This is a genomic window from Syntrophales bacterium (assembly GCA_023228425.1).
GTDB lineage: Bacteria > Desulfobacterota > Syntrophia > Syntrophales > UBA2210 > MLS-D.
Genome location: JALOBE010000004.1, coordinates 44,551 through 67,283 on the forward strand (window position 1 = coordinate 44,551; position 22,733 = coordinate 67,283).

Here is a 22,733-nt window from a genome sequence, read left to right on the forward strand (position 1 = left end):
TATTCTTTTATGATTCCTTTTGGGGGTCGTCATGGGTCATTTCCAGAAACATGTACGTTTTCATCAGGCACTCGGCATCGAGCAGTAAAGGCCCTCCGGCATCTTTAGGGGTGGGTCCCCGAATGACGGCATCGGCCACGTTAACGATACGGGGAAGCCGCGAGACAGTATCAAAAAAGGCCGCGATATCCCGGTAATTCCCGCGGACTGTCATTTTCACAGGCAACTCCGCGTAAAACTCCTGCGATATCGGATTGAGCGGTTCGAAGAGCAGGATATCCAGTTTTTCCGTTTGCGCCGCCCCTGAAAGGGCGCTCAGCAGACTCGGTATATCTTTCTGTTCCGGAAGCTTTGCCAGGGCTAGGCGCAGGTTTTCATTGATTTCTTCGATTTCCTTCCGGTGACGTTCAATCTGACGGGCGACGGCCTGTCTCTGGATGATCTGGCGGTCCAGGGTTTCAAGTGTTTCAGTGAGAGAAGCCTTTTTATCCAGCGCCGCCTGGAGAAAGAAAAAATAATAAAAATACCCCAGGAGGAGTACAAGAACCACACCGATCAGGATCTTGTATTTCATGGGGAGCGCTTTGATGTCGTCGGCGGTTATGGCCATGGGTTACCTCCGGATCGTCGATCCGGTCAGGGTGAAACTTTTGAGCTCCGTTCCGGCGTAGGGAACCTGCCGCACGGCCACTAGATCTACCGACAAGATTTCCGGCGATGCCGTCAGCCGTTCCATGAAGAGGGCGATGGTCCTGTTGTCTTTTGCCATCCCCTCGGTTCGAAGGTCCGTGCCTCTTTTGGATAGAAGGGTAAGCCACAGATCTCCTTCCGGGACGGTGAGGGAAAACTCTCTCAACAGAAGGTATCCCTCGTCACGATTTTTTTCGAGGCTGGTGATGACCTGGAGTTTCTTTTCCGCCAGGGCCTTGTCTTCCCGGTACTTGTCGATATCGCCGGTGAGTTTTTTCAGCCGGTCCAGTTCCGTGCGCGAGTCGGTGACCTGCCTTTCAAGGGCCGATATCGACAGGGTCATCCAGGTGTGGAAGCTTCCCACAACGAGTACCAGGATAACGAAGGAAGCGGCGAAGGTTATGAGCAGCTTGCGGGCCCTCAGTTTTGCCATCTCTTCACGATAGGGAATGAGATTGATCCTGATCATAGATCTTCCACGCTTCTGAGGGCAAGGCCCGTGGCTATGGGGACGATCGAGGCCATTTCCCGCATGTATTCACGGTTGAAGGTTTTCACGTCGTATGCCACGGCCTTGAACGGGTCCAGGGGTTCAACGTCGCAGCGCAGTCTCTGGGTCAGATCGTCCGTGATGCCCGGAAGGGATGACGCGCCTCCCGACAGGAAGACCGTGCTGATGAAGACCAGGCCCTGAGATGAGTTGAAGAAGTCAATGGATCGTTCTATTTCAGCCAGGACAGGATTTGCCAGCATGACCAGACTTTCTCCCCGCAGGCTTTCGTCGGGAAGGAAGCCGTCGCTTTCTCCGGCACGCCGGATCTTCCATGCCTCCGCCTCTTCAAAGGTGCCGCCGCGCCGTTCCTGAACGGCTTCGGTGACAAGGTCCCCACCCATGAGGATGTTTCTGGTAAAGACCGACTTTCCGCCCCTGACGATGTTGATGTTGGTCATGGCGGCGCCGATATGAACCAGGGCGAACACATCCTCTTCGGAAAAATCATAATTTTCTTCGTATGCCGTTTCCAGGGCAAAGGCATCCACATCCATCAGGACCAGCCGAAGGCCCGCGCTTTCGACGGCACTCCGATATTCCGCTATGACGTCGTGTTTGGCCGCCGCGATGATCACGTCGTTCTGTTCGGCGTTGTTCGCGTTTGCGCCGAGAACATGGATGTCGAAATAATAATCTTCAATGCTGTCGATGGGCAAGTAGTTTCGGGCCTCGTCCCGGATTATCCGGCGCAGTTCGTCTTCTGCCATCTCCCTGAAGGTTGCCTTGGTGATGATGACGGAATATCCGGACAGGGCCATGGCCGCCGTTTTTGTCTTGCAGCCCGATTCCTTGATCAGGTCTTTGATGCACTGCGTCACGGCGGAGCTGTTGTTCATGAGGCCCTTGCTGATGGTTCCCCGTTCAAGGGATTTCCGCGCGACGCGGGCGAGACGGTACCCGCCGTCGGTATGGATGATTTCAACCAGTTTTATGGAACTCGAACCGATATCGATGCCGACGATACCCTGTTTTTTCTTTCGTGACAGAAAATCAAGCTTCAGCTTCATGTGCCTTCCTTCAGAAGGTCCGGTGATTCACGGTTCCCTGAACCGGTATATGATCTCGCCTTCCCTGACCATGCCCAGGTCTCTCCGGGCAATCAGTTCCAGGTAGTCCCGATCGCTTCGCAAAAGGACTATGCGTTCGCGCAGTTGTTCGTTTTCCGCTGAAATTCGGCCGGTTTCGGTTTCGAGAAGAGAAAGCTTTTCCTTGATTTCAAAATATTCGACAAGTCCTCTGTCGCTGAACAGGATGAGGAGAACCATGGCGAAGAATCCCGCCACAAAATACCTGCCGATTTTCATGGCTTTCCACTCCGCTTCCGGTTCACAAGACCTTTGACTTGCATCATTTCGAGGAGCATCGCGACGAGAACTTGTTCCTTACAGTCGTCATCGGACAGGATTCCCCCCCACGGTCGAAATGACCCAATCGATAGGATTTCAAAGGTCTTTTCGTCGGGATGTGCCCTGAATGCTAAGAGATGTCTCCCGAGGGGAGCAGCCGTTGCGGTTCACCGAGGAAAAAGTTTCCCCTCTCGATCTCTTCTTTTAAAATATGACAAATTTCAAGTGCTTTATAGTAGCTGGACATGGGTGCCGTGTCAATTGTTTTTCCGTTGATACGGATGGTTCCGCTTCGCAATTCCTTATAACTCACTTCAGCGATACTTCGGGCGGAACCGCCGGGATAGTCGACACCGTAATCATAGACCTGGGCGAAGATATCCTCATCCTTCACGGCGGTGAATTGTGCCATGTCCTCGTTGAGAATCGGGATGGGAACGCCGATTCCCACATACAGCGAAACCCCGTAGCCCAGGACGCTGGCCCCCACGAGCCAGCGGTCACTCATCTCTTTCAGGTTTCCCACGACGGCGAGTGTTCCGGCCCCCTCGCGGGGGACGCCGTTTTCACCTCTCATGACACTCGTATTGTGTTGCGTTCCGTTCCAGGCGACGTATCCCCGGGCCCCTCCCAGGAACAGGGCGGTACCCACGCCGATGGTTCTGAAAAAGGGATCGTTCAGAAGGGGACTCAGCTGCCCCGACGTGGAGTAGTTCGCGTTGGCCATGTGGGGACGCAATACGCCCATGTAGGTGTAGATGGTCCGGTCCGACATGTTGACGGCGCAGTTATAGTTCTGATAGGCGTTTCTTGGATTGAAAAGGATGGCGTCCCTCAGATCCCTGAGGGTGATACTTTTTTCAAATTTTCGGGCCGGGTAGCAGTCGGTGCCGTAGCCTTCGATATGGACCTTGACGACATTGCCGGCCACCAGGTCCTCGATGACGTGCCCGCCGCCGTAATTGAATTCTCCCGGGTGGACGCTGTTGAGAGGATCACCCTCCACAACCGCCGTAGCTCCCAGGTAACAGTCAACGGCGGCGATGCCGGCATAGGCGGGAACGTTGTTGAGCCGGACTTTCGATGATTTGATTTTCGGCGAGGGGTGACCGAAATTCAGGAAGACTCCGGAAGAGCACATGATACCGAAGGTTCCCGTGGTTACCACGTCAACGGTCCGCGCCGCTTCGACGGCTCCCTTACGCTCAACGATGTCTATAATTTCTTCGGCCGTTACGACGACGACGGAGCCTTCCCGTATTTTGCGGTTAATCTCCTGGTAGGTTTTGGTAACGACGTGTTTTTTCATTGATAGCCCCTCGATCTTTCCTATGTGGGATATACCAAAGACCGGGAAAACTCAAGGAGAGAATAAGGGAGGCACGGTGGGTGAAAGCGGTGACTGCAGGACCTCACAGTCCCGTGTGGCCGAAGCCGCCGTCGCCGCGGGCCGTGGTGTCCAGTTCGGTCTCTTCGGTCCAGACGGCACGGACCACCTGCTGGACAACCATCTGGGCCACGCGGTCACCCCTGCGGACGAGGAACGGTTCATTTCCAAGGTTGATCATGATGAGGCATATCTCCCCGCGGTAATCGGCATCGATGGTCCCCGGGCTGTTCAGCAGCGTGACGCCGTGATTCACAGCCAGGCCGCTTCGGGGACGGATCTGCGCCTCGCAGCCCCGGGGGAGGGCCACGGAGATTCCCGTGGGAATCATCTTCCGTTCTCCGGGAAGGAGCTGTTCTTCCCGGAGAACGGCGGCGTAGAGATCCATGCCCGCCGCTCCGTCGGACATGTATCGGGGAAGGGGAAGGTCGGCCGTGTTGCCGACCCTCCGCAGAGGTATGCGCATCGACTGTCTCACCACGATTAATGGGGTCAGGGCAGTTCCTCGAGGGCGTCTTTCCGACTCAGCCGGACCTTGCCGTTTTTGTCGATATCGATCACCTTGACGGGAACGATGTCACCTTCCTTCAGTACGTCGGTAACCTTGGTCACCCGCCTGTTTTCAAGCTGTGAGATGTGTACGAGGCCGTCAAGACCGGGAATGATTTCCACGAAGGCGCCGAAATCAACGATTCTCTTGACCGTTCCCATATAGATTTTTCCGATCTCCGCCTCTTCCGTGAGGGCCCTGATCATGGCGATTGCCCGTTCCGACGCTTCCGGCTCGCTCGAAGCGATGCTCACGCTGCCGTCGTCTTCGACGTCGATGGAGCAGCCTGTCTCGCTGATGATGTGGCGGATATTTTTCCCGCCCGTTCCGATGACGTCACGGATGCGGTCGGGATTGATCTTGATGACGGTGATCCGCGGAGCGTAACGAGACATTTCGGGTCGCGGCTCCGAAAGGGTCTTCTCCATTTCTGAAAGGATGTGAAGCCGCCCCGCTTTTGCCTGTGACAAAGCCTGCCGCAGAATGTCCGCGGTGATGCCGTCGATCTTGATGTCCATCTGCATAGCCGTGATTCCCTTCCGGGTTCCGCAGACCTTGAAATCCATGTCGCCGGCGTGATCTTCATCGCCGAGGATATCGGACAGCATGGCTACCCGGTCACCTTCCTTGAGAAGACCCATGGCGATTCCCGCAACAAGAGTCTTTATGGGAACGCCGCCGTCAAGAAGCGACAGGGTTCCGCCGCAGACAGTGGCCATGGATGACGAGCCGTTGGAGGACATGATCTCGGAAACGATCCTGATGGTGTAGGGGAATTCCTCCGCTGACGGCATGACAGGAATCAGAGCGCGTCGGGCGAGAACGCCGTGTCCGATTTCACGGCGGCCGGGACCCCTCAGAAACCGCGCTTCACCGACGCAGTAGGGCGGAAAATTATAATGCAGCATGAAGGTGCGCAGTTCTTCTCCACCGATACCGTCCAGGCGCTGCTCGTCGGCCGAGGTTCCCAGGGTCATCATGGTCATCGCCTGGGTTTCCCCGCGGGTGAATATGGCCGATCCGTGGGTCCGGGGCAGAATTCCAACTTCACAGGTTATAGGACGTATTTCCTTGGGGGAACGTCCGTCGATCCTCACGTTCTCATCGAGAATCATGCTCCTGATGACGGCCTTTTCAAGCCCTTCAAGAACAGTTCCCACCTGGGACGCCATCAGGACGTCATCGGTCGCGAGTTCTTCTTTTACCGCCAGGCGGACGTCTCTGATCGCGGCGGAGCGTTGTGCCTTTGTCTTGATGCGGTATGCCGCCGAGAGACCTTCAAGGGCCCGTTCCTTGACTGAAACTACAAGTTCGTCGGGGATAAGGGGAACTTCAAAGGCCTGCTTTTCCTTGCCCACGGCGTCGCGCAGGCGGTCCTGAAGTTCAATGGCCGGCTTCAGTGAATCAAGGCCGAAGCTGATGGCTTCCAGAAGTGAGTCCTCATCCGCTTCCAGGGATCCTCCTTCAACCATGACAAGGTTGATGTCATATTCATCGCTGCCGGGAGAACGAGGGATTTTTCTGCCCACCAGGAAGAGATCGATGTCGCCGGCTTCCAGGTCTTCCGCCCTGGGATTGCAGATGAGCTGTCCATCCCGGCGGGCGATCCGGGCGCCGGCGATAGGACCGTCAAAGGGTATGTCCGACATGGTGAGGGCCGCCGATGCCCCGAGCATGGCGGCAATATCGGAGCCGTTGTCGCTGTCATAGGAAAGGACCGTGGCAATTATCTGGGTTTCGTAGCTCCAACCTCTGGGGAAAAGCGGGCGTATTGACCGGTCGATAAACCGGGAAGTGAGGGTTTCCTTTTCGTTTGGACGCCCTTCGCGCTTGAAGAATCCTCCGGGAATCTTGCCCGCCGCGGACGTCATTTCCTGGTAGTCAACGGTCAGGGGAAGAAAATCAATGCCCTCCCGTTTCGTCTTCTGGGAAACGGCAGTGACCAGAACAACGGTATCACCGTAACGGACGTAGGCGGACCCGTTGGCCTGACCCGCCACATAATTGGTTCTGATAGATATTTCCCTGCCCGCAAATTCTGCAGTAAACACGTTGTTCATTGTTTTCATTTCCTCCTTGAAATGATGAAGATTACCGTCTCAGGCCGAGTCGCTGGATAATGTCCCGGTAACGGTCTATCTGGGTATTTTTTAAGTAGTCCAGCAGGCGCCGCCGTTTTCCGACCAGCTTCAGCAGGCCCCGGCGGGAATGATGATCTTTTTTGTGTACCTTGAAGTGTTCCGTCAAGTATTCGATACGCGCGCTGAGCAGGGCGATCTGTACCTCGGGGGAACCCGTGTCATTGTCATGCTTTTTGTATGTGCTGATAATGTCCTTTTTCTTGCTTTCGTCTAACACCGTTATCACTCCTCTCTGTGTATATGAGTCATCCTCGTACTGTGTCAGTTAAAAACACGAACAAGCTTGAGTATCTGTTCCCGTGCCCCTGCCGTCTTCAGCGCTTCCGGAGACAGCATCATCCGCGCTACGGCAACCATCCGTCCGTCATCGCGTACCAGCCGGACCAGGTCTCCCCGGTCCACCGCCGGGATGGCCGCCTTCTTCAGAATGCCACCCTCCGGTTGATACCCTTCCCGAATTCTGCGGGCCAGTTCGTCGTCGACGGTTATGGCTCGGCAGGTGTCGAGCACCCGCTCAAGGGGGACCAGGTTGTCCCGCACCATACGGGCGCCCCCACCGTTGACCAGGTCATCCAGACGAAGAGCGTTCTTTTCACAGAACCGGCCGCTTCGGGTTCTCCTGAGACTCGCCAGGGCTGCTCCGCAGCCGAGACGGGCCCCCATGTCGTTGCACAGGGTCCGGATGTATGTCCCCTTCGAACAGGCCACCATAAACGTGACATAAGGCAGTGAAAATGACTCAATCTCGATGCCGTGAATGGTGATTTCCTTCACCGGAGTATCGAGGACAACCCCGTTTCTTGCCCAGCGATGGTGTGGCCTGCCCCGGTATTTCGCTGCTGAATAACGGGGAACTTTCTGCTCCATTCTTCCCACGAAGGCTCCGGCCGCCGATTCCAACGCCTGCCGCGTTACGTTTCCCGGGTCCCGCCCGGACAGGACGGTGCCTGTTATGTCTTGTGTGTCGGTGGTGATGCCCAGCATCATTGTGGCCCGGTATTCCTTGTCGTCCTCCGCGAGAAAAGGCGCCATTTTCGTTCCCTCATTGATGCAGAGGGGAAGTACTCCCGTTGCCAGGGGATCGAGCGTTCCCGTGTGTCCGATTTTTCGAATTCCCAGTATCTTTCGCAGGTCCCGTACGACATCGAAGGAGGTCTTGCCCGCCGGCTTGTCCACAACGACGATGCCGCTCATATCCGCCTTTCGTTCCTCGGTCCGCTCATGTCCGGTCATTCTCTCCGGCCTCCTCATCATCCAGATGGTCGGCCACAACGGCATCAACCCTGTTTCTCACATCTTCCAGACTTCCCGCAATCCTGCAGGCTGATGCGTTTCGGTGGCCTCCTCCCCCGAAGACCCGGGCCGCCCGTTCCACGTCCGCCGATCCCTTTGACCTGAAACTGACCTTCCAGGATCCGTCGACCATTTCGAAGTATGTCAGGGCTATGCGGATCCCTTCGATGGCCCGGACCTGATCGACGATGCCTTCGGCATGCTCGGGCAGGGCCCGCTCTTCTCTCATGGTGGCCTGGTCCAGGACCACGGAGCCGACCATTCCCCCATGGCTCAGGCGCAGGGTTCCCAAGGCCCGGGTCATGAGTCTCACGGCTGTAAGCGCCCGTGTCTCATAAATGTTTTCCGATACCTCCCGGGGATCAGCGCCGGCATCCACGAGCCGGGCGGCAAGGACGAAGGTGTCCCGGCCGGTGTTTGAATACCTGAAAGAGCCCGTGTCGGTGATCACCGCCGTGTAAATGTTCACGGCAACCTCTGTCGTCAGGGGAACACCCAGCCTGTCGATGATGCGCACCAGCAGTTCTCCCGTCGAACTGACCGTGGTGTCGATCAGGGAAAGGGGCCCCTCAGTATCGTTCGGACGATGGTGATCGATGATGATCAGCCTGTCCACGGACTTGATTTTTTCGGCTTCAGTCCCGATCCTCTCCGGTTCGTTACAGTCGAGCAGAACAACCGCGTCGAACCGGTCCACGGAACCGAGCGTGTGGGCAATCGCGCCGACTCCCGGAAGAAACCGGTATATGTCGGGTACTTTGTCCTGGCAGAAAACGAGAGCCTCCTTGCCCATGCCCCGAAGGACGTGGGAAAGGGCAAGAAGAGAGCCTATGGCGTCTCCGTCGGGACGCACATGAGACGCGAGCAGGAGCGACCGGGACTGGCGGATGGCATCGGCCACCCGATCCGCCGCGGGAGTCTCGATCCTGGTCAGAATCCGCTCTATGCGCGCCCCGTAGTCGAAGGATTCGTCGAAGGTGAATTCGATATTCGGCACGTACCGAAGCTTCAGGTGCTTTCCCAGTTCCCGCTTGAAAAAGCTCGTAGCCTTTTTAAGCCCCTCCGCCGTTTCCTTTGTGTAGCCTTCTTCTCCCATCCTGACAAAAAATATCCGGGCAAACCGCAGGTCGTCGGACATCTTTACGCCCGTTACGGTAAGATTCTGAATTCGGGGATCGGCGACGTCGCGAAGTATCAGACGCGACAGCTCCGCCTTTATGAGATCGGCTACCCGGTCTGCCCTCTTATGAGTCATCGAACTTACCTTCTCGAAGATAGACATCTTCGCCGTAATCGGACAGGGTGAGCAGTTCTTTTTTCGCGTCCACTATTTCAACCAGACGAAGGTCTTCCATATAATTCATGATGGTACTCATGGTGGAATCGATGTGCCCCCGTTCGTTTCCCACGACGGCAAAGCCCAGGGTGCATCGTTTCCAGTTGTCGTTATCGCCGACTTCCGCCATGGATATATTAAAGGTATTTCGAACACGGGCCGTCACTTTTCGTACCACGGCGCGCTTTTCCTTCAGCGACCGGCACTCGGGTATAAATAACTTGATTATGCCTGTTCCCACTACCACACTGAAACTCCTTCGGGTTCCCGGAGGTTCCTCGCGGGCCGCCGAACACTGCTCCGAATGTCGCCCCCGGGAGGGGCGTGCCATACGGAACGACCTGTTCTTCAGAGCAACGGCGCGGGGCTCGCCTCAACCCTTCGTTCCCTCGAGAGTCCGCTCAACTTTCCGTTTCGTGTAGGTTTCAACGATGTCCCCTACCCGTATGTCATCGAACCCGTCAACGCCGATGCCGCACTCATACCCCGACGCGACCTCTTTGACGTCGTCCTTGAATCGTTTCAGGGATAGGAACTTGCCGTTGTGTATGACAATCCCGTCCCTGATAAGCCGGAGAAGGGAGCTTCTCGCCAGTTTGCCGCTTGTGACATAACTGCCGGCTATGACACCCACCTTGGGGATCCTGAAGATTTCCCGTACCTCCGCGGTGCCTTCTCGCTCTTCTTCGTACAGGGGTTCCAGGAGACCTTCCATTGCGGCCCTGACTTCAGCGATGGCTTCGTATATGATTTCATAAAACTTGAGATCCACGCCTTCCTGTTCTGCCAGGTCAATAATGCGGGCGTCGGGACGGACCCGGTAGCCTATGATGACCGCCTCTGAAGCGGAGGCGAGCATGACGTCATTCTCGTTAATAGTTCCCACCGAGGCGTGAATAATGGAGAGCTTGATTTCATCTGTGCTGATTTTCTGCAGGGCTTCCGAAAGAGCCTCGATGGATCCCTGCACGTCGCCCTTGAGTACAACCCTGAGTTCCTTCGCCCCTTCTTTAATCCGCTCATAGAGCTGTTCCAGGGTGACCTTGGAGGTCATGGAAAGCTTTTTCTCCCGCTCCTTACGGGCCATGTACTCTCCTATTTCCCTGGCTTTCTTCTCATCCTCAACGCAGACGAAATCGATGCCCACGGAAGGAACTTTCGAGAAACCGATAACTTCGATGGGCGTCGAGGGGCCGGCCGATGAGACTCTTTTCCCCTGGTCGTCAATCATGGCCCGCACTTTTCCGTATTCTGTTCTTGAAACAAAGGCGTCTCCCTCGTGAAGCGTTCCCTCCTGTATGATGACCGTCGCCACGGGCCCCCGGCCCTTGTCGAGCTTGCTTTCGATGATGATGCCCTGGGCGGGCCTGTCGGGATCGGCCTTGAGTTCCAGAATGTCTGCCTGAAGCAGGATCAGTTCGAGCAGGTCGTCGATCCCTCGATTCTCCTTGGCTGAAACATCCGCGAATATGGTGTCGCCGCCCCAGTCTTCCGGGACCAGACCGTGCTGGGACAATTGAGTCCGGATCCTTTCCCTGTCGGCTCCGGGTTTGTCGATTTTGTTGACGGCCACGATAATGGGAACACCGGCGGCACGAGAGTGGTTGATGGCCTCCACGGTCTGGTCCATGACCCCGTCGTCGGCCGCGACAACAAGAACCACGATGTCGGTTACTTTGGCGCCTCTGGCACGCATGGTGGTAAAGGCTTCATGGCCCGGCGTATCAAGGAAAACAATGTCCCGGTCGTTGATATGAACGTGGTAGGCGCCGATGGCCTGGGTGATTCCCCCCGTTTCGTCGTCAATGACGTTGGTCTTCCGGATAACGTCCAGGAGGGATGTTTTACCGTGATCCACATGTCCCATGACGGTTACCACCGGGGCCCGGGGACGGAGCTTCTCGGGCGTGGCTTCTGTCTTGGGGATAACCTCATCGTATTCGAAAGTCACCGTTTCCACCTGGTATCCGAACTCACCGGCCACCAGCGTCGCCACGTCGGCGTCGATGGACTGGTTTATGGTTACCATCATGCCCATGCCCATGAGCTTCGAGATCACCTCGTTTGTTTTTACACCCATTCTCTTTGCCAGATCGCCGACCTGGATAGCTTCGTCCACCTTTATCCGCCTTTTAATCGCTTTGGGCGTGGTGATTTCCGTTTTTTTGGGGACGACGGCAACCGGCTTTCTCTGTGCCTTCCAGGCAACGACCGCTTCGGGGTCCCGTTCCTTCCTGCCACGCCGTTCCTTTCGTTCCACGATCTGTTTGACAAAGGCCTTCTTGCGGGCGGGCACTTCCTCCACGGGGACGGGAACGGGCCGCTTCCTCTTTTTCGCTTCCGGGACGGCGTCCTCGGCGGCTGTGGCCGGTTTTTCTTTCTCCTCCAGTTCTTTCTCCGCCTCGGGAGGGATCGGAATCACGTCCGCCTCCGGCTGAACCGGTGACTTGTCGGCGACTTTATCGCGTTTGACTTCTTTCGGTTTTTCAGGCGCTCGCCGTTCTTCTTCCGCCGGTGCCGAAGGCTCGGGTGCCGTGGGTTCCGGTGCCGCAAGTTCAACTGCCGCAGGTTCAGGCGTCGCGGCTTCAGAGGCTTTGCTGTCCTCCGGCGTTTCTTCCACGACGGGTGGCGCCGGCTTTTCTTTCCGAACTGCTCTTCGGCGAATAACCGTTGATTTTACACGCTTTTCTACAACTTTGTCAGGTTCGCCCAAGGCAAATTCCCGCTTGGCACGATCGACGTCACTCTTTTCGAGAGTACTGGAATGAGACTTCACGGCTATGCCGATTTTTTCCAGGCGAGCGATGAGTTCTTTCGTTTCGATGGCGAGTTCTTTTGCAAGGTCGTACACTCTTTTTTTGGGCATGCTTGAAACTCCTGCTTATACGCCGGGTGCTTTCGCGGAGCATCCTCTATTGAGCGGGCGCGTCTTTATTGATCTCTTCCCTGTCTTCATCCGGTTCCGGTTCTGGTTCAGTTACAGTGCGTGCTCCGGCATCGATGTGCTCATGCTCCTGTTCGGCTTCCTCCTCCTCGTCGGCTCCATCGAACCGTGAGGCCTGGGCGATCCATGAGGCCGCTTTGTCTCTGGTTACTTTGAGGGCGGTTCCGAGCACCTCGGGATCGGCCGAGGTTATCATGGGAATTGTCTTGAATCCCTGGTTGAAGAGCATCTCCGCGGTTGTGGCGTCCACACCGGGGATTCTCTGGAGCGCCTTGATCGCCTCTTCTCTCTGGGCGTCCACGGACGAGCCGCTCTTAACGTCTATCTTCCAGCCCGTCAGGCGTGCCGCCAGTCGCACGTTCTGCCCGTTCTTGCCGATGGCCAGAGAAAGCTGATCGTCGGGGACGATGACTTCGATTGACCGTCCCTCCTCGTCGATGAAAACACGGTCAACCTTTGCCGGTGAAAGGGCGCTGCAGACATAGGAAACAGGATTGTCGGCGTAGGGGACGATATCGATCTTTTCTCCCCGCAGTTCCTGGACAACCCCCTGGACCCGCGATCCGCGCATGCCCACGCAGGCACCCACGGGATCGATATCGCGGTCCTTTGTTCTGACGGCAATTTTTGTTCGGTGGCCCGGTTCCCGTGCCACGTTGACAATTTCGATAAAACCCTCCGATATTTCCGGGACTTCAAGTTCAAAGAGGCACTTGATAAAAGCGGGGTGTGTTCGCGACAGGATGATCTGGGGACCCTTCGATATATGTTTGACATCCACGATATAGGCCCTGATGCGCTCACCCCGCTTGAAGGTCTCCCGGTAAATCTGTTCAGATGTCGGAATGATTCCCTCCGCCCTTCCGAGATTCACGATGATGTTTCCGCCTTCAAAGCGTTGCACGGAACCGTTTGCCAGTTCTCCCTTGCGATCCTTGAATTCTTCATAGATGATATCCCGCTCGGCATCCTTGACTTTCTGTATTATAATCTGTTTTGCGGCCTGCACGCCAATGCGCCCGAAGGTATTGGTTTCGATTTTCATGCCCAGACTGTCTCCGAGCTCCGCGCCCTCGTCAAGGGCGGCCCGGGCTTCCTCCAGCGATACCTGCATGTCCGGATGGATTACCTCGTTGACCACCGTCTTGAACTGAAAGACTTCGACTTCACCTATTTCTTCGTTGTAGGCGGCTTCCAGTTCCAGATCCTGTCCCATTTTCTTTTTTGCGGCCGTCAAAACCGCCGTTTCAAGGGCATCGACAATGATGTCGCGGTCGAGTCCCTTTTCTTTGCCAAGCTGATCAATAAGACGTTTCAGATCTGGTCCCATTGAATTATTCCTCCACCTTGTTCACAATTCATACTTGAGATTCGCCCTGTCGATGATACTGCGCGGTATGCGGCAGTGCTTTCCTTCCACGTCGACCACCACGATCCCGGTATTCCCGTCGGTGATGTAATCCACAAGGCATCCCGTGAAATTTTTTCGTCCGTCGATGCTCTCCCTGGTTCTGATTTTTATGGTTTTTCCCCGAAAGGCGAGAAAGTCCTTATCCCGGCTGAGGGGACGATCGAGGCCGGGCGACGAAACTTCGAGGTCGTAGGGACCGGGAGGTATGTCGTATACGGAAAGTACATCTCCTATTTCATGACTTACCCGTGCGCAATCATCAACGGTGACACCGCTGCCGCTGTCGATATAGATCCGTACCAGCCATCGCGCTTTTCCGCGTCTGCACTCAACGAGAACGAGTTCAAGGTCTTCGGCCTCGATGATCGGTTCGATCATCTTCCGGATCCGCACCTCGTATGATCCACGCTCCATGGTCGCTGTAACCGTAAATGAAAAAAGTGGGCGGGGCCCACTTTAAGTCAAGTGAATTTCTTTCGAAATCCCTATCATAAAGCAACTGTCATTGCAATGAAAAAATGGAGCGGGCGATGGGGCTCGAACCCACGACGTCCAGCTTGGGAAGCTGACATTCTACCACTGAATTACGCCCGCCTGAACCTCCCCGCGGCAATAACAGTTCATAACGGAGGATGAGACTCTCATCAAAGGGATGAATTTGTCAAGATAAATCCGAGGACGGCACGGGCCGCCTTATCGTCCGAGTCTTCGTTTCACCGACGACGCGTGCGCGTCCAGCCCCTCCAGGAGCGCGAAGCGGACGGCGGCGTCCCCGATTTCCTCAAGGGATCGGGGCGTTAAGGAAACCAGGCTGGTCCTCTTGACGAAATCATACACACCCAGAGGTGACGCGAATCGCGCCGTTCCAGCCGTGGGCAGGATGTGATTGGGGCCCGCCATGTAGTCGCCTACCGCTTCAGGGGTGTTGTGTCCCAGAAAAACCGCGGAGGCGTTTACAACGGCGTCGAGCAGCTTCCGCGGTTCGGCCACCATCAGTTCCAGGTGTTCCGGAGCGAAACGGTTCGCGATCGCCACGGCTTCGTCGATGTCGCCGGTGACGATGATCCTGCCGAATCGTTCCAGGGAGACGGCGGCAATCGACTTTCGGGACAGTAGTTTCAACTGGCGGGTCACCTCGGTGACGACTTCGACGGCGAGGGCTTCATCGGGTGTCAGGAGGATTGATGATGCCTGCTCGTCATGCTCCGCCTGGGAGAGGAGGTCGGCGGCGACCAGTTCGGGCGATGCCGATCCGTCGGCGATGATCAGGATCTCACTGGGGCCGGCTATCATGTCGATGCCCACGGTGCCGAAAACGAGGCGCTTCGCCGTCGCGACGTAGATGTTCCCGGGGCCCACGATCTTGTCGACGGCGGGGATCGATTCAGTTCCATAGGCGAGGGCCGCGATGGCCTGGGCGCCGCCGACGCGGTAGATGCGATCGATTCCGGCGATGTGTGCCGCCGCCAGTATCAGCGGATTGACGACACCCTTCCTCGCGGGCGTGACGAGAAACAGTTCCCGAACTCCGGCTATGCGGGCGGGTATCGCCGCCATGAGAACCGTCGAGGGGTAGGGGGCGAGTCCCCCGGGGGCATAGACGCCAACCCGTTGCAGGGGGCGGACTATCTGCCCCAGCTCCGTTCCCGTATCATCGGTGGTAAACCATGACTCAACCTTCTGCATGCGGTGAAACCGTTCTATGCGATTCGCTGAAAGTGTAAGGGCAGCCAGGTCGGCGGGGTCGATCACGGGAAGGGCCTCTTCGATTTCTTCAGGCCGTACCCGCACAGTACCGGCGTCAAGGGTGCTGTCGTCAAAGTGCCGGGTGTATTCGAAAAGCGCCTCGTCACCCCGGGTGGCTACGTCCCTGACGATTTTCTCGACATCACGGAGTACTGTTTCATCTGTCGGTTCCCCCCGCTTCAGCAGGCGGCGCAGTTCCGCTTCAAATGTTTCGGACCGGGACCTGATAATTTTCATCCTATTCCCTGACCCTCCTGATGTTCGCTCCGAGGCGGGACAATTTTTTTTCGATGCGCTCATACCCTCGATCGATATGATAGACTCGGGACAGTTCTGTTTTTCCCTCCGCCACGAGACCCGCCAGCACCAGCGACGCGGAAGCCCGCAGGTCGGTCGCCATGACGGGGGCCCCCCTGAGCCGCTCCACACCGCTCACGATAGCCTGATTGTTGTCGATTACAATGTCGGCGCCCATCCTCATCAGTTCGTTTACATGCATGAACCTGTTTTCAAAAACCGTTTCCCGGATCACGCTGATGCCGTTGCCCACGGACATGAGAGCCATCATCTGGGCCTGCAGGTCCGTGGGAAACCCCGGATAGGGGAGTGTCGTGAGGTCTACGCTCTCGATGGAGCGTCTCACGGAGACTCTCGCTTCATCTTCGCCGGTCTCGATGGTTACGCCCGCTTCCCGCAACTTGGCCATGAGGGCCTCCAGATGCTTCGGTTCACACCCCTTGAGCAGGACATCGCCTCCGGTGATGGCCGCCGCGATCATGAAGGTGCCCGCCTCGACGCGGTCGGCTATGATACGGTCCTCCACCCCATGAAGCAACGAGACTCCTTCTATGGTGATGACATCCGTTCCCGCTCCCCTGACCCTGGCTCCCATGCCGTTGAGAACCCGGGCGAGATTCTCCACCTCCGGTTCCTTGGCCGCGTTTTCGAGTACCGTCGTTCCCCGGGCGAGGGTTGCTGCCATCATGATATTTTCAGTTCCCGTCACGGTTGAGGTATCAAAAAAAATCGTCGCGCCCGTAAGGCCCTTCGTCGTCGCCACCACGTAACCGTCATGAAGGTCGATGTCGGCTCCCATGGCCCGGAGGGCTTTCAGATGGAGGTTTACGGGACGGGCCCCGATGGCGCACCCCCCGGGAAGTGACACTCGGGCTTTTCCCGTTCTGGCCAGCAGGGGGCCGAGGACAAGGATTGAGGCCCGCATGGTTTTTACCAGGTCGTAGGAGGCTTCGCAATTCTCTATCTTCCGTGCCTGTATTCGAAAGGATTCCTCGTCTTTTTCGATCTCTGCCCCCAGGCCGGCGAGCAGTTTGCCGATCGTGTGGACGTCGACGAGGTCGGGTACGTTATAAAAGGTGCAGCGTTCCTCTGTCAAAAGGGATGACGCCAGTATGGGGAGGGCCGCGTTCTTTGCGCCGCTGATGGGGACATCGCCCGTCAGCCGTTCACCTCCCTGGATAATGATCCTGCCCATTGTGATACCGCCCTGCTTTTTTTCTGCCCGCCATGACACGGTCCCGGCCCGTCATGTCGCGTCTGGAATGAATCCGGTCGTACAGTCCCGAGTCCTCAAACAGTTCATCCACCTGCCGTCGCTGCCCGTCACCGATTTCCATGATCAGCCATCCGCCGTCGATGAGAAAGAGGTGCGCCTCGTCTATGAGCCGCTTGTGAAACCCGGTACCCTCGGGACCGGCCACGAGCGCTTCTCTGGGTTCAAAATCCCGCACCCCCCGGGGCAGTGACTGCCAGGCATTGTCCGCTATATAGGGAGGGTTGGAGCAGACTATATCAAATTTTTCTTCCAGGGGGCCAAATAAATCACCGCAAAGGAACATGATTCGATCGTCCACGCCGTGCTTCCGGGCATTGTTGATAGCCAGGGCAAGTGCCGCCTCCGACGTGTCGGTGGCGACGATGATTCTGCCGGGTGCTTCACGGGCAAGGGCGATTCCTATGGCCCCGCTTCCCGTACCGATTTCGAGGATTTTCCCTTCCGGGGGAGGAATGCCGTTCAGGAGTTCCAGCGTTTCTTCCACCACCGTTTCCGTGTCCGGCCGTGGAATGAGGACGTCGTTGGAAACAGTCATGGAGAGGGACCAGAATTCCTTTTCCCCGACGATATAGGCTACGGGTTCCCCTTTCGATCTGCGCGCCAGGGCCCGGCCGAACCGTTCCCGTTCATCATCGGTGAGAAAACGTTCTGAATGGGCATGGAGACTGATTCTTCCGACATCGAGGCACCAGCCGAGAAGTACCTCCCCGTCGAGTCGGGCTGAGGGCGAACCGCTTTCTCGTAATAAAGCTTCGGCATTGCGGAGCGTGCTTTTTACATTCATGGAGGATTCCGTACCGGGGCAACAGAAAGGACCGGTCGCCGGGGCAGTCCCCGGCCCGGACTTATTCCGTTTTCAGCGCCGCGGCCTGGTAGTGAGTGGCCAGGGCATCGACAAGAGGCTCCAGGTCGCCGTTCAGAACGTCGATCAGGTTGTAAAGAGTCAACCCTATACGATGGTCCGTGATCCGTCCCTGGGGGAAGTTATAGGTTCGGATCCGCTGGCTCCGGTCTCCGCTTCCCACTTGCAGCTTCCTGCTTTCTGAAATGGCGGCGTTCTGTTCTTCCTCCATGCGGTCCAGCAGCCGTGCCCGGAGGACCTTCAAGGCCTTTGCCTTGTTTTTGTGTTGTGATTTTTCATCCTGGCAGGTGACGACAAGTCCCGTGGGGATATGGGTTATCCTCACCGCGGAGTCCGTTGTATTGACGCTCTGCCCCCCGTGGCCCGTTGAACGGTAGACGTCAATTCTCAGGTCGTTCGGGTCGATGGTGACTTCAACGTCTTCCGCTTCAGGCAGAACAGCCACGGTGACGGCCGATGTGTGAATTCTTCCCTGGGCTTCCGTGACGGGAACCCTCTGAACCCGATGGACGCCGCTTTCGTATTTCAGGCGGCCATAGGCGTACTGCCCTTCGACAAGCATCACTACTTCCTTGAAGCCACCCATCCCGCTCGATGTGCCGGTGCTGATCACGTCGATCTTCCAGCCGGACCGCTCGGCATAGATGGCGTACATGCGGAACAGATCGGCCGCGAAGAGAGACGCTTCCTCACCGCCTGTACCGGCCCTGATTTCCAGGAAGACGTTCCGGTCATCGTTCGGGTCCCGGGGGACAATGAGTGTCTTGAGACGCGCTTCCAGGGTATCGAGTTGTTCCTCCAGGGCGTCGATTTCCGCGCCGGCGAGTTCCCGCATCTCGCGGTCGCCGTCTTGCAACAGCAATCGGTTCTCCTCGAGCTGGTTCTTTGTTTTTTCGTAGTCCCGCCAGGTATCTACGAGCGGCGAGATGTCGGCGTGCTCTTTCGCGTATTTCTGATACTCGGCGTAATTCTTCACCACCGCCGCGTCGCTCAGAAGATGTTCGAGCTCGTTGTGTCGCTTCTCAATGTCCTTCAGTTTCGAGAACATGTAAACGGCTCACCGTCCTTTGGCGGTCCTGGGGGAAATGAATGGTTTTGACGGCAGGGGGGATCAGCGGTATTCCTCTGTGACGGCCGGGGATGTCCGGGGTAATGCGGGTTATTTTTCTTTGGTGATGCCGGCATATTTCTTTTTGAATTTTTCGACTCTTCCGGCGGTATCGATTATCTTCTGCTTTCCCGTCATAAACGGGTGACAGTTGGAGCATATTTCAACTTTGATGTCCGGCTTCGTCGACCTGGTTTCAAACACGTTGCCGCATACGCAGGAGACCGTCGCTTTATCATAATCGGGATGAATGCCTTTTTTCATGGGGCGCGTTTCCTTTATTGAATTCTGGACAAGATCGTATAGGGTACTTTTCAGTAAAATGCAAGAGGGATTATAAACCTACTGGTTCATGGACAGGAAAAAGTCCTGGTTCGTTTCAGTTCTCCTGATCTTGTCGATGATGAATTCCATGGCGTCCACGGCATTCATCTCCTGCAGGAGCCGCCGCAGGATCCACACCCGGTTGAGGTTTTCCTTGGGAATGAGAAGCTCTTCCTTCCGCGTGCCGGAGCGGACGAGGTCGAAGGCGGGGAACACCCTTCGATCGGCGATTTTCCGGTCCAGATGAAGTTCCATGTTGCCCGTTCCTTTGAATTCTTCGAAGATGACTTCATCCATTCGGCTTCCCGTGTCGATGAGGGCCGTCGAGATGATGGTAAGACTTCCGCCGCCTTCGATGTTTCGTGCGGCGCCGAAAAACCGTTTCGGCTTGTGGAGGGCATTGGAATCGACGCCTCCCGACAGAATTTTTCCGCTGGGGGGAACGACGGTATTGTAGGCGCGGGCAAGCCTGGTGATGCTGTCCAGGAGAATGACCACGTCCCGGTTGTGTTCGACGAGGCGTTTCGCCTTTTCGATTACCATTTCGGCGACCTGAACATGGCGTACGGGTGTTTCGTCAAAGGTGGACGAGATGACTTCGCCGTCAACGCTTCTTTCCATGTCCGTTACTTCTTCGGGGCGTTCGTCAATGAGCAGAACCATGAGAACGACCTCTTTGTGGTTCGATGTGATACTGTTGGCTATGTCCTGCAGAAGGACCGTCTTGCCCGCCCTGGGCGGTGACACGATAAGTCCCCGCTGGCCCTTTCCTATGGGAGTGAAAATATCCATGATCCTGGTGGAGTAGTTCTCGGGATCTGATTCCAGATTGAATTTCTCCTCCGGATAGAGGGGCGTGAGATTGTCAAAGAGGATTTTGTCCCTGGCTGCCTCGGGAGTTTCGTAATTAACCATTCCGACCTTGAGCAGAGCGAAATATTTTTCCCCTTCCTTGGGGGGGCGTATTTCCCCGGAAATGGTGTCGCCCGTCCTGAGGCCGAACCGCCGTATCTGTGAAGGTGAGATGTATATGTCGTCTGGTCCGGGAAGATAATTGTAATCGGGTGACCGGAGAAAACCGAAACCGTCGGGGAGCGTCTCGAGGACGCCTTCCCCGGAAATAGAGCCGTTTTTTTCGGACTGGTACTGGAGAATGGCGAACATCAGATCCTGCCGGCGCAGGCTGCTCGCATCGGGAACATTGAGTTCCTTGGCGAGAACGTTCAGCTCCCCAATGGACTGCTTTTTCAATTCAGCAATATTCATGCTCTTCCCCTCGGGATACGTAGTTTTCATAACGATGGCGCGGAGAGCCGAAGCGCCCCCGCCGGCATAATCACAGGTTATGACAGGATAACCGTTATTGTTTAATTTCAGAGATCCATTGATGAACCGGGATATGGAGGTATACCTGTCGATACGGTGTGTGTGACAAACCTTCTTGGCGATGAGAATTCCGGAACTGCTTGAGCTGCATCAAGCACCTTTGTTCTCAGGCACAGACTGCTGAACTGTATTCGAAACGCAACAAGAATCCTGCAAAGACCCTCTGATGGTACTCACTTGTTTCGGAACGTACGAATTGCTTTACAGGAAAGGATATAGGATCCAAGTCTTTTTCAAGGTAAAGGACTATATATAATACTGTGGTGCGTGTCAAGATAAATCGTCAGATAAATCGTTTAGAGCAACATAATGCCGCTCACCTGCCGTCCCGCCCCGGTGCCTTCAGCCCGCCGGGAGTGGAAAAGGTCCCTTCGGCATGCCGTGCAGAGCGGGATCGTGATAATGTTGCCGGCGGAAAGACCCGCATCCAGCAGCTGATGCCGATTGGCTCCCGGCAGGTCAAGCATCCGCCGTCCCCCTGACGATGCGTCACTGAACACGGCGTTGCGCCGGACCCGGGAACCCATTGCTTCATAGACGTCATTGCCCACTTCGTAGCAGCAGGGACCGATGGCCGGGCCGATGACGGCAATGATATCCGACGGCCCGCAGGAAAAACGATCCACAAAGAGGGCGATGGCCTGTGCCGCTATGCCCAGGGCTGTTCCTTTCCATCCGGCGTGGATCGCTCCGACAACCCGCCGCGCGGGATCAGCGAGCAGCAGGGGGATGCAATCGGCGGTCCTGATACCGACAGCGCACCGGGGCCTGTTTGTCACAAAACCGTCGCAGGCTGCGCCCGGAGGCATGTACCGGGATGACGGGTCTTTCGCGTCCAGCAGGGTGATATGATTGCCGTGAACCTGCGTGCCTGTCAGAAAAGAATCCGTCCGGATTCCAAAAAGGTCGGCCATGGGCCTCTCATCGTTCGTTCCGGTTTCCCTGGTACCGAAGGCGTGAATCATTCCTTCCTGCCGACGGAGGAGAGAGGCCGAGAGGTACGTCGATGACCGATGTTTTTCAAGAGTGAACATTGTCTGTTCCGCCGGTGAGTTTTTCCAGTTCGCTCAGAAGAAGGGTCATGTCTTCGGGCAGGGGGGCGGTAAACTCCATGTGTTTCTTCCGCAGGGGATGATACAGTCCCAGCGCCGCAGCGTGCAGGGCCTGCCGGTTCATCGCCTTCAGGGCTTTCTGCAATCCACCCTGTCGCAGGGCGTGAATCCCTCCGGACCGGCTTCCGTAGACGGCGTCGCCGAGTACCGGGTGCCCGATATCCTTCAGATGAACACGTATCTGGTGTGTCCTGCCCGTTTCGATACGTACGTCCAGAAGAGACGCCACCCTGCCGAATGCCCGTGAAAGGTTCCACCGGGTCACGGCCTGTCGCCCACGATCGGTGGAAGTTGTCATTTTTTTCCTGTTCGTTCTGTGCCGTCCGATAGGGGCTTCGATGACGCCTTCAGCCCGGGGCATGGCGCCTGCCACGACAGCCTTGTAGAGTCTGGTTACCTGACGGTTCTTGAACTGACGGGCAAGGGACCGGTGTACATCGTCGTTTTTGGCGGCCACCATGATGCCCGAGGTGTTCTTGTCCAGGCGATGTACAATACCTTGGCGGAGGGAGCCTCCGACTCCGGACAGGTCGCGGCAGTGAAACAGCAACGCGTTGACCAGGGTCCCCCGGTCATTGCCCGCGCCGGGATGGACCACGAGTCCCGGCGGCTTGTCGATGACGATGATGGATTCGTCTTCAAACACGACGGAAAGGGGAATATCCTCGGCCTCGACGTTCCAGGCTCGGGGAGTCGTGTCCCTGAAGACAATCCTGTCCCCCGGTCGCAGGGTGAGGCCCGCCTTGGCCGGTCCATCATTGACGCAGACCCGGCCCTCCCCGATGGCTCGTTTGATCTGTGACCGGGACAGATCGGGATACCGTGAGGCCAGGACAACATCGAGCCGTTTCCCCCGGTCGTCGGGAGAGGCGATGTAGAGGTCGGTCAGGTCGCTGTCGAAGCTCATGGCTATGTTGACTTCCGGTCAGGGTCCGGTTGTACGGTGACAGGCACGCGTGCGCAGGCATTCC

General features: G+C 56.6%; 22 protein-coding genes and 1 tRNA gene. All 23 read right to left on the minus strand.

The genetic code is table 11. The features are described 5' to 3' along the window. Positions 1-7: 7 nt before the first annotated feature. The 23 genes from M0Q23_02465 to M0Q23_02575 all read right to left on the minus strand — a co-directional run bounded on the left by M0Q23_02465 (position 8) and on the right by M0Q23_02575 (position 22,669). Positions 8-610: a type 4a pilus biogenesis protein PilO gene (locus M0Q23_02465; GenBank protein ID MCK9527508.1), complete on the minus strand. Its 603-nt coding sequence runs from the start codon at positions 608-610 to the stop codon at positions 8-10. Between the two features lie 3 nt (positions 611-613). Next, the gene (locus M0Q23_02470; GenBank protein ID MCK9527509.1) at positions 614-1,159 is read right to left on the minus strand and encodes a PilN domain-containing protein; all 546 of its coding nucleotides are present in this window, start codon (positions 1,157-1,159) and stop codon (positions 614-616) included. Further along, positions 1,156-2,250 carry a pilus assembly protein PilM gene (locus M0Q23_02475; protein MCK9527510.1) on the minus strand — a complete coding sequence of 365 codons (1,095 nt, stop codon included), beginning with the start codon at positions 2,248-2,250 and terminating at the stop codon, positions 1,156-1,158. The genes M0Q23_02470 and M0Q23_02475 overlap by 4 nt, the downstream gene beginning before the upstream one ends. A gap of 27 nt (positions 2,251-2,277) precedes the next feature. After that, entirely contained in the window at positions 2,278-2,547 is a 270-nt protein-coding gene (locus M0Q23_02480) for a septum formation initiator family protein (GenBank protein MCK9527511.1), read from the minus strand. A gap of 172 nt (positions 2,548-2,719) precedes the next feature. Beyond that, positions 2,720-3,898, minus strand: coding sequence for a homocysteine biosynthesis protein (locus tag M0Q23_02485; GenBank protein ID MCK9527512.1), 1,179 nt, complete (start codon positions 3,896-3,898; stop codon positions 2,720-2,722). Between the two features lie 103 nt (positions 3,899-4,001). Then, positions 4,002-4,442: a dUTP diphosphatase gene (gene dut / locus M0Q23_02490; protein ID MCK9527513.1), complete on the minus strand. Its 441-nt coding sequence runs from the start codon at positions 4,440-4,442 to the stop codon at positions 4,002-4,004. Between the two features lie 26 nt (positions 4,443-4,468). Next, the gene (gene pnp / locus M0Q23_02495; protein MCK9527514.1) at positions 4,469-6,595 is read right to left on the minus strand and encodes a polyribonucleotide nucleotidyltransferase; all 2,127 of its coding nucleotides are present in this window, start codon (positions 6,593-6,595) and stop codon (positions 4,469-4,471) included. Between the two features lie 22 nt (positions 6,596-6,617). Then, a complete protein-coding gene (gene rpsO, locus M0Q23_02500) occupies positions 6,618-6,884 on the minus strand; it encodes a 30S ribosomal protein S15 (protein ID MCK9527515.1) in 267 nt (88 codons plus the stop codon). Between the two features lie 44 nt (positions 6,885-6,928). Next, positions 6,929-7,900 (minus strand): tRNA pseudouridine(55) synthase TruB, encoded by a 972-nt coding sequence (truB, locus tag M0Q23_02505; GenBank protein ID MCK9527516.1) that lies wholly within the window; start codon positions 7,898-7,900, stop codon positions 6,929-6,931. Beyond that, the gene (gene rbfA, locus M0Q23_02510) at positions 7,887-9,215 is read right to left on the minus strand and encodes a 30S ribosome-binding factor RbfA (GenBank protein ID MCK9527517.1); all 1,329 of its coding nucleotides are present in this window, start codon (positions 9,213-9,215) and stop codon (positions 7,887-7,889) included. The genes truB and rbfA overlap by 14 nt, the downstream gene beginning before the upstream one ends. Next, positions 9,205-9,543 (minus strand): DUF503 domain-containing protein, encoded by a 339-nt coding sequence (locus M0Q23_02515; GenBank protein MCK9527518.1) that lies wholly within the window; start codon positions 9,541-9,543, stop codon positions 9,205-9,207. Before M0Q23_02515 ends, rbfA begins: the two co-directional genes overlap by 11 nt. Positions 9,544-9,669: 126 nt before the next feature. Then, a complete protein-coding gene (gene infB, locus M0Q23_02520) occupies positions 9,670-12,162 on the minus strand; it encodes a translation initiation factor IF-2 (protein ID MCK9527519.1) in 2,493 nt (830 codons plus the stop codon). Between the two features lie 46 nt (positions 12,163-12,208). Continuing rightward, positions 12,209-13,570 (minus strand): transcription termination factor NusA, encoded by a 1,362-nt coding sequence (nusA, locus tag M0Q23_02525; protein ID MCK9527520.1) that lies wholly within the window; start codon positions 13,568-13,570, stop codon positions 12,209-12,211. Between the two features lie 21 nt (positions 13,571-13,591). Then, entirely contained in the window at positions 13,592-14,065 is a 474-nt protein-coding gene (locus tag M0Q23_02530; protein ID MCK9527521.1) for a ribosome maturation factor RimP, read from the minus strand. A 105-nt stretch (positions 14,066-14,170) separates the two neighbouring features. Continuing rightward, positions 14,171-14,245 (minus strand) — tRNA-Gly (locus M0Q23_02535). Positions 14,246-14,344: 99 nt separating this feature from the next. Then, complete coding sequence (gene hisD, locus M0Q23_02540; protein MCK9527522.1) at positions 14,345-15,634, minus strand: histidinol dehydrogenase; 1,290 nt, start codon at positions 15,632-15,634, stop codon at positions 14,345-14,347. A gap of 1 nt (position 15,635) precedes the next feature. Further along, positions 15,636-16,889, minus strand: a complete 1,254-nt coding sequence (murA, locus tag M0Q23_02545) for a UDP-N-acetylglucosamine 1-carboxyvinyltransferase (protein ID MCK9527523.1) — start codon at positions 16,887-16,889, stop codon at positions 15,636-15,638. Next, a complete protein-coding gene (gene prmC / locus M0Q23_02550; protein MCK9527524.1) occupies positions 16,861-17,754 on the minus strand; it encodes a peptide chain release factor N(5)-glutamine methyltransferase in 894 nt (297 codons plus the stop codon). Before prmC ends, murA begins: the two co-directional genes overlap by 29 nt. Before the next feature lie 61 nt (positions 17,755-17,815). Next, positions 17,816-18,880, minus strand: a complete 1,065-nt coding sequence (prfA, locus tag M0Q23_02555; GenBank protein MCK9527525.1) for a peptide chain release factor 1 — start codon at positions 18,878-18,880, stop codon at positions 17,816-17,818. 111 nt (positions 18,881-18,991) lie between these two features. Further along, the gene (gene rpmE, locus M0Q23_02560; GenBank protein MCK9527526.1) at positions 18,992-19,204 is read right to left on the minus strand and encodes a 50S ribosomal protein L31; all 213 of its coding nucleotides are present in this window, start codon (positions 19,202-19,204) and stop codon (positions 18,992-18,994) included. A gap of 78 nt (positions 19,205-19,282) precedes the next feature. Then, a complete protein-coding gene (gene rho / locus M0Q23_02565; GenBank protein ID MCK9527527.1) occupies positions 19,283-20,530 on the minus strand; it encodes a transcription termination factor Rho in 1,248 nt (415 codons plus the stop codon). Between the two features lie 416 nt (positions 20,531-20,946). Continuing rightward, entirely contained in the window at positions 20,947-21,684 is a 738-nt protein-coding gene (gene pgeF / locus M0Q23_02570; GenBank protein ID MCK9527528.1) for a peptidoglycan editing factor PgeF, read from the minus strand. Further along, positions 21,671-22,669: an RluA family pseudouridine synthase gene (locus tag M0Q23_02575; protein MCK9527529.1), complete on the minus strand. Its 999-nt coding sequence runs from the start codon at positions 22,667-22,669 to the stop codon at positions 21,671-21,673. Before M0Q23_02575 ends, pgeF begins: the two co-directional genes overlap by 14 nt. Between the last annotated feature and the right edge of the window lie 64 nt (positions 22,670-22,733).

Excerpts from the sequence above, each read along its gene's own strand:
- M0Q23_02465 (MCK9527508.1), bottom strand. The coding sequence starts at position 610 with ATGGCCATAACCGCCGACGACATCAAAGCGCTCCCCATGAAATACAAG.
- M0Q23_02470 (MCK9527509.1), bottom strand. The coding sequence starts at position 1,159 with ATGATCAGGATCAATCTCATTCCCTATCGTGAAGAGATGGCAAAACTG.
- M0Q23_02475 (MCK9527510.1), bottom strand. The coding sequence starts at position 2,250 with ATGAAGCTGAAGCTTGATTTTCTGTCACGAAAGAAAAAACAGGGTATC.
- M0Q23_02480 (MCK9527511.1), bottom strand. The coding sequence starts at position 2,547 with ATGAAAATCGGCAGGTATTTTGTGGCGGGATTCTTCGCCATGGTTCTC.
- M0Q23_02485 (MCK9527512.1), bottom strand. The coding sequence starts at position 3,898 with ATGAAAAAACACGTCGTTACCAAAACCTACCAGGAGATTAACCGCAAA.
- dut (MCK9527513.1), bottom strand. The coding sequence starts at position 4,442 with ATGCGCATACCTCTGCGGAGGGTCGGCAACACGGCCGACCTTCCCCTT.
- pnp (MCK9527514.1), bottom strand. The coding sequence starts at position 6,595 with ATGAAAACAATGAACAACGTGTTTACTGCAGAATTTGCGGGCAGGGAA.
- truB (MCK9527516.1), bottom strand. The coding sequence starts at position 7,900 with ATGACCGGACATGAGCGGACCGAGGAACGAAAGGCGGATATGAGCGGC.
- rbfA (MCK9527517.1), bottom strand. The coding sequence starts at position 9,215 with ATGACTCATAAGAGGGCAGACCGGGTAGCCGATCTCATAAAGGCGGAG.
- infB (MCK9527519.1), bottom strand. The coding sequence starts at position 12,162 with ATGCCCAAAAAAAGAGTGTACGACCTTGCAAAAGAACTCGCCATCGAA.
- nusA (MCK9527520.1), bottom strand. The coding sequence starts at position 13,570 with ATGGGACCAGATCTGAAACGTCTTATTGATCAGCTTGGCAAAGAAAAG.
- M0Q23_02530 (MCK9527521.1), bottom strand. The coding sequence starts at position 14,065 with ATGGAGCGTGGATCATACGAGGTGCGGATCCGGAAGATGATCGAACCG.
- hisD (MCK9527522.1), bottom strand. The coding sequence starts at position 15,634 with ATGAAAATTATCAGGTCCCGGTCCGAAACATTTGAAGCGGAACTGCGC.
- murA (MCK9527523.1), bottom strand. The coding sequence starts at position 16,889 with ATGGGCAGGATCATTATCCAGGGAGGTGAACGGCTGACGGGCGATGTC.
- prmC (MCK9527524.1), bottom strand. The coding sequence starts at position 17,754 with ATGAATGTAAAAAGCACGCTCCGCAATGCCGAAGCTTTATTACGAGAA.
- prfA (MCK9527525.1), bottom strand. The coding sequence starts at position 18,880 with ATGTTCTCGAAACTGAAGGACATTGAGAAGCGACACAACGAGCTCGAA.
- rpmE (MCK9527526.1), bottom strand. The coding sequence starts at position 19,204 with ATGAAAAAAGGCATTCATCCCGATTATGATAAAGCGACGGTCTCCTGC.
- rho (MCK9527527.1), bottom strand. The coding sequence starts at position 20,530 with ATGAATATTGCTGAATTGAAAAAGCAGTCCATTGGGGAGCTGAACGTT.
- pgeF (MCK9527528.1), bottom strand. The coding sequence starts at position 21,684 with ATGTTCACTCTTGAAAAACATCGGTCATCGACGTACCTCTCGGCCTCT.
- M0Q23_02575 (MCK9527529.1), bottom strand. The coding sequence starts at position 22,669 with ATGAGCTTCGACAGCGACCTGACCGACCTCTACATCGCCTCTCCCGAC.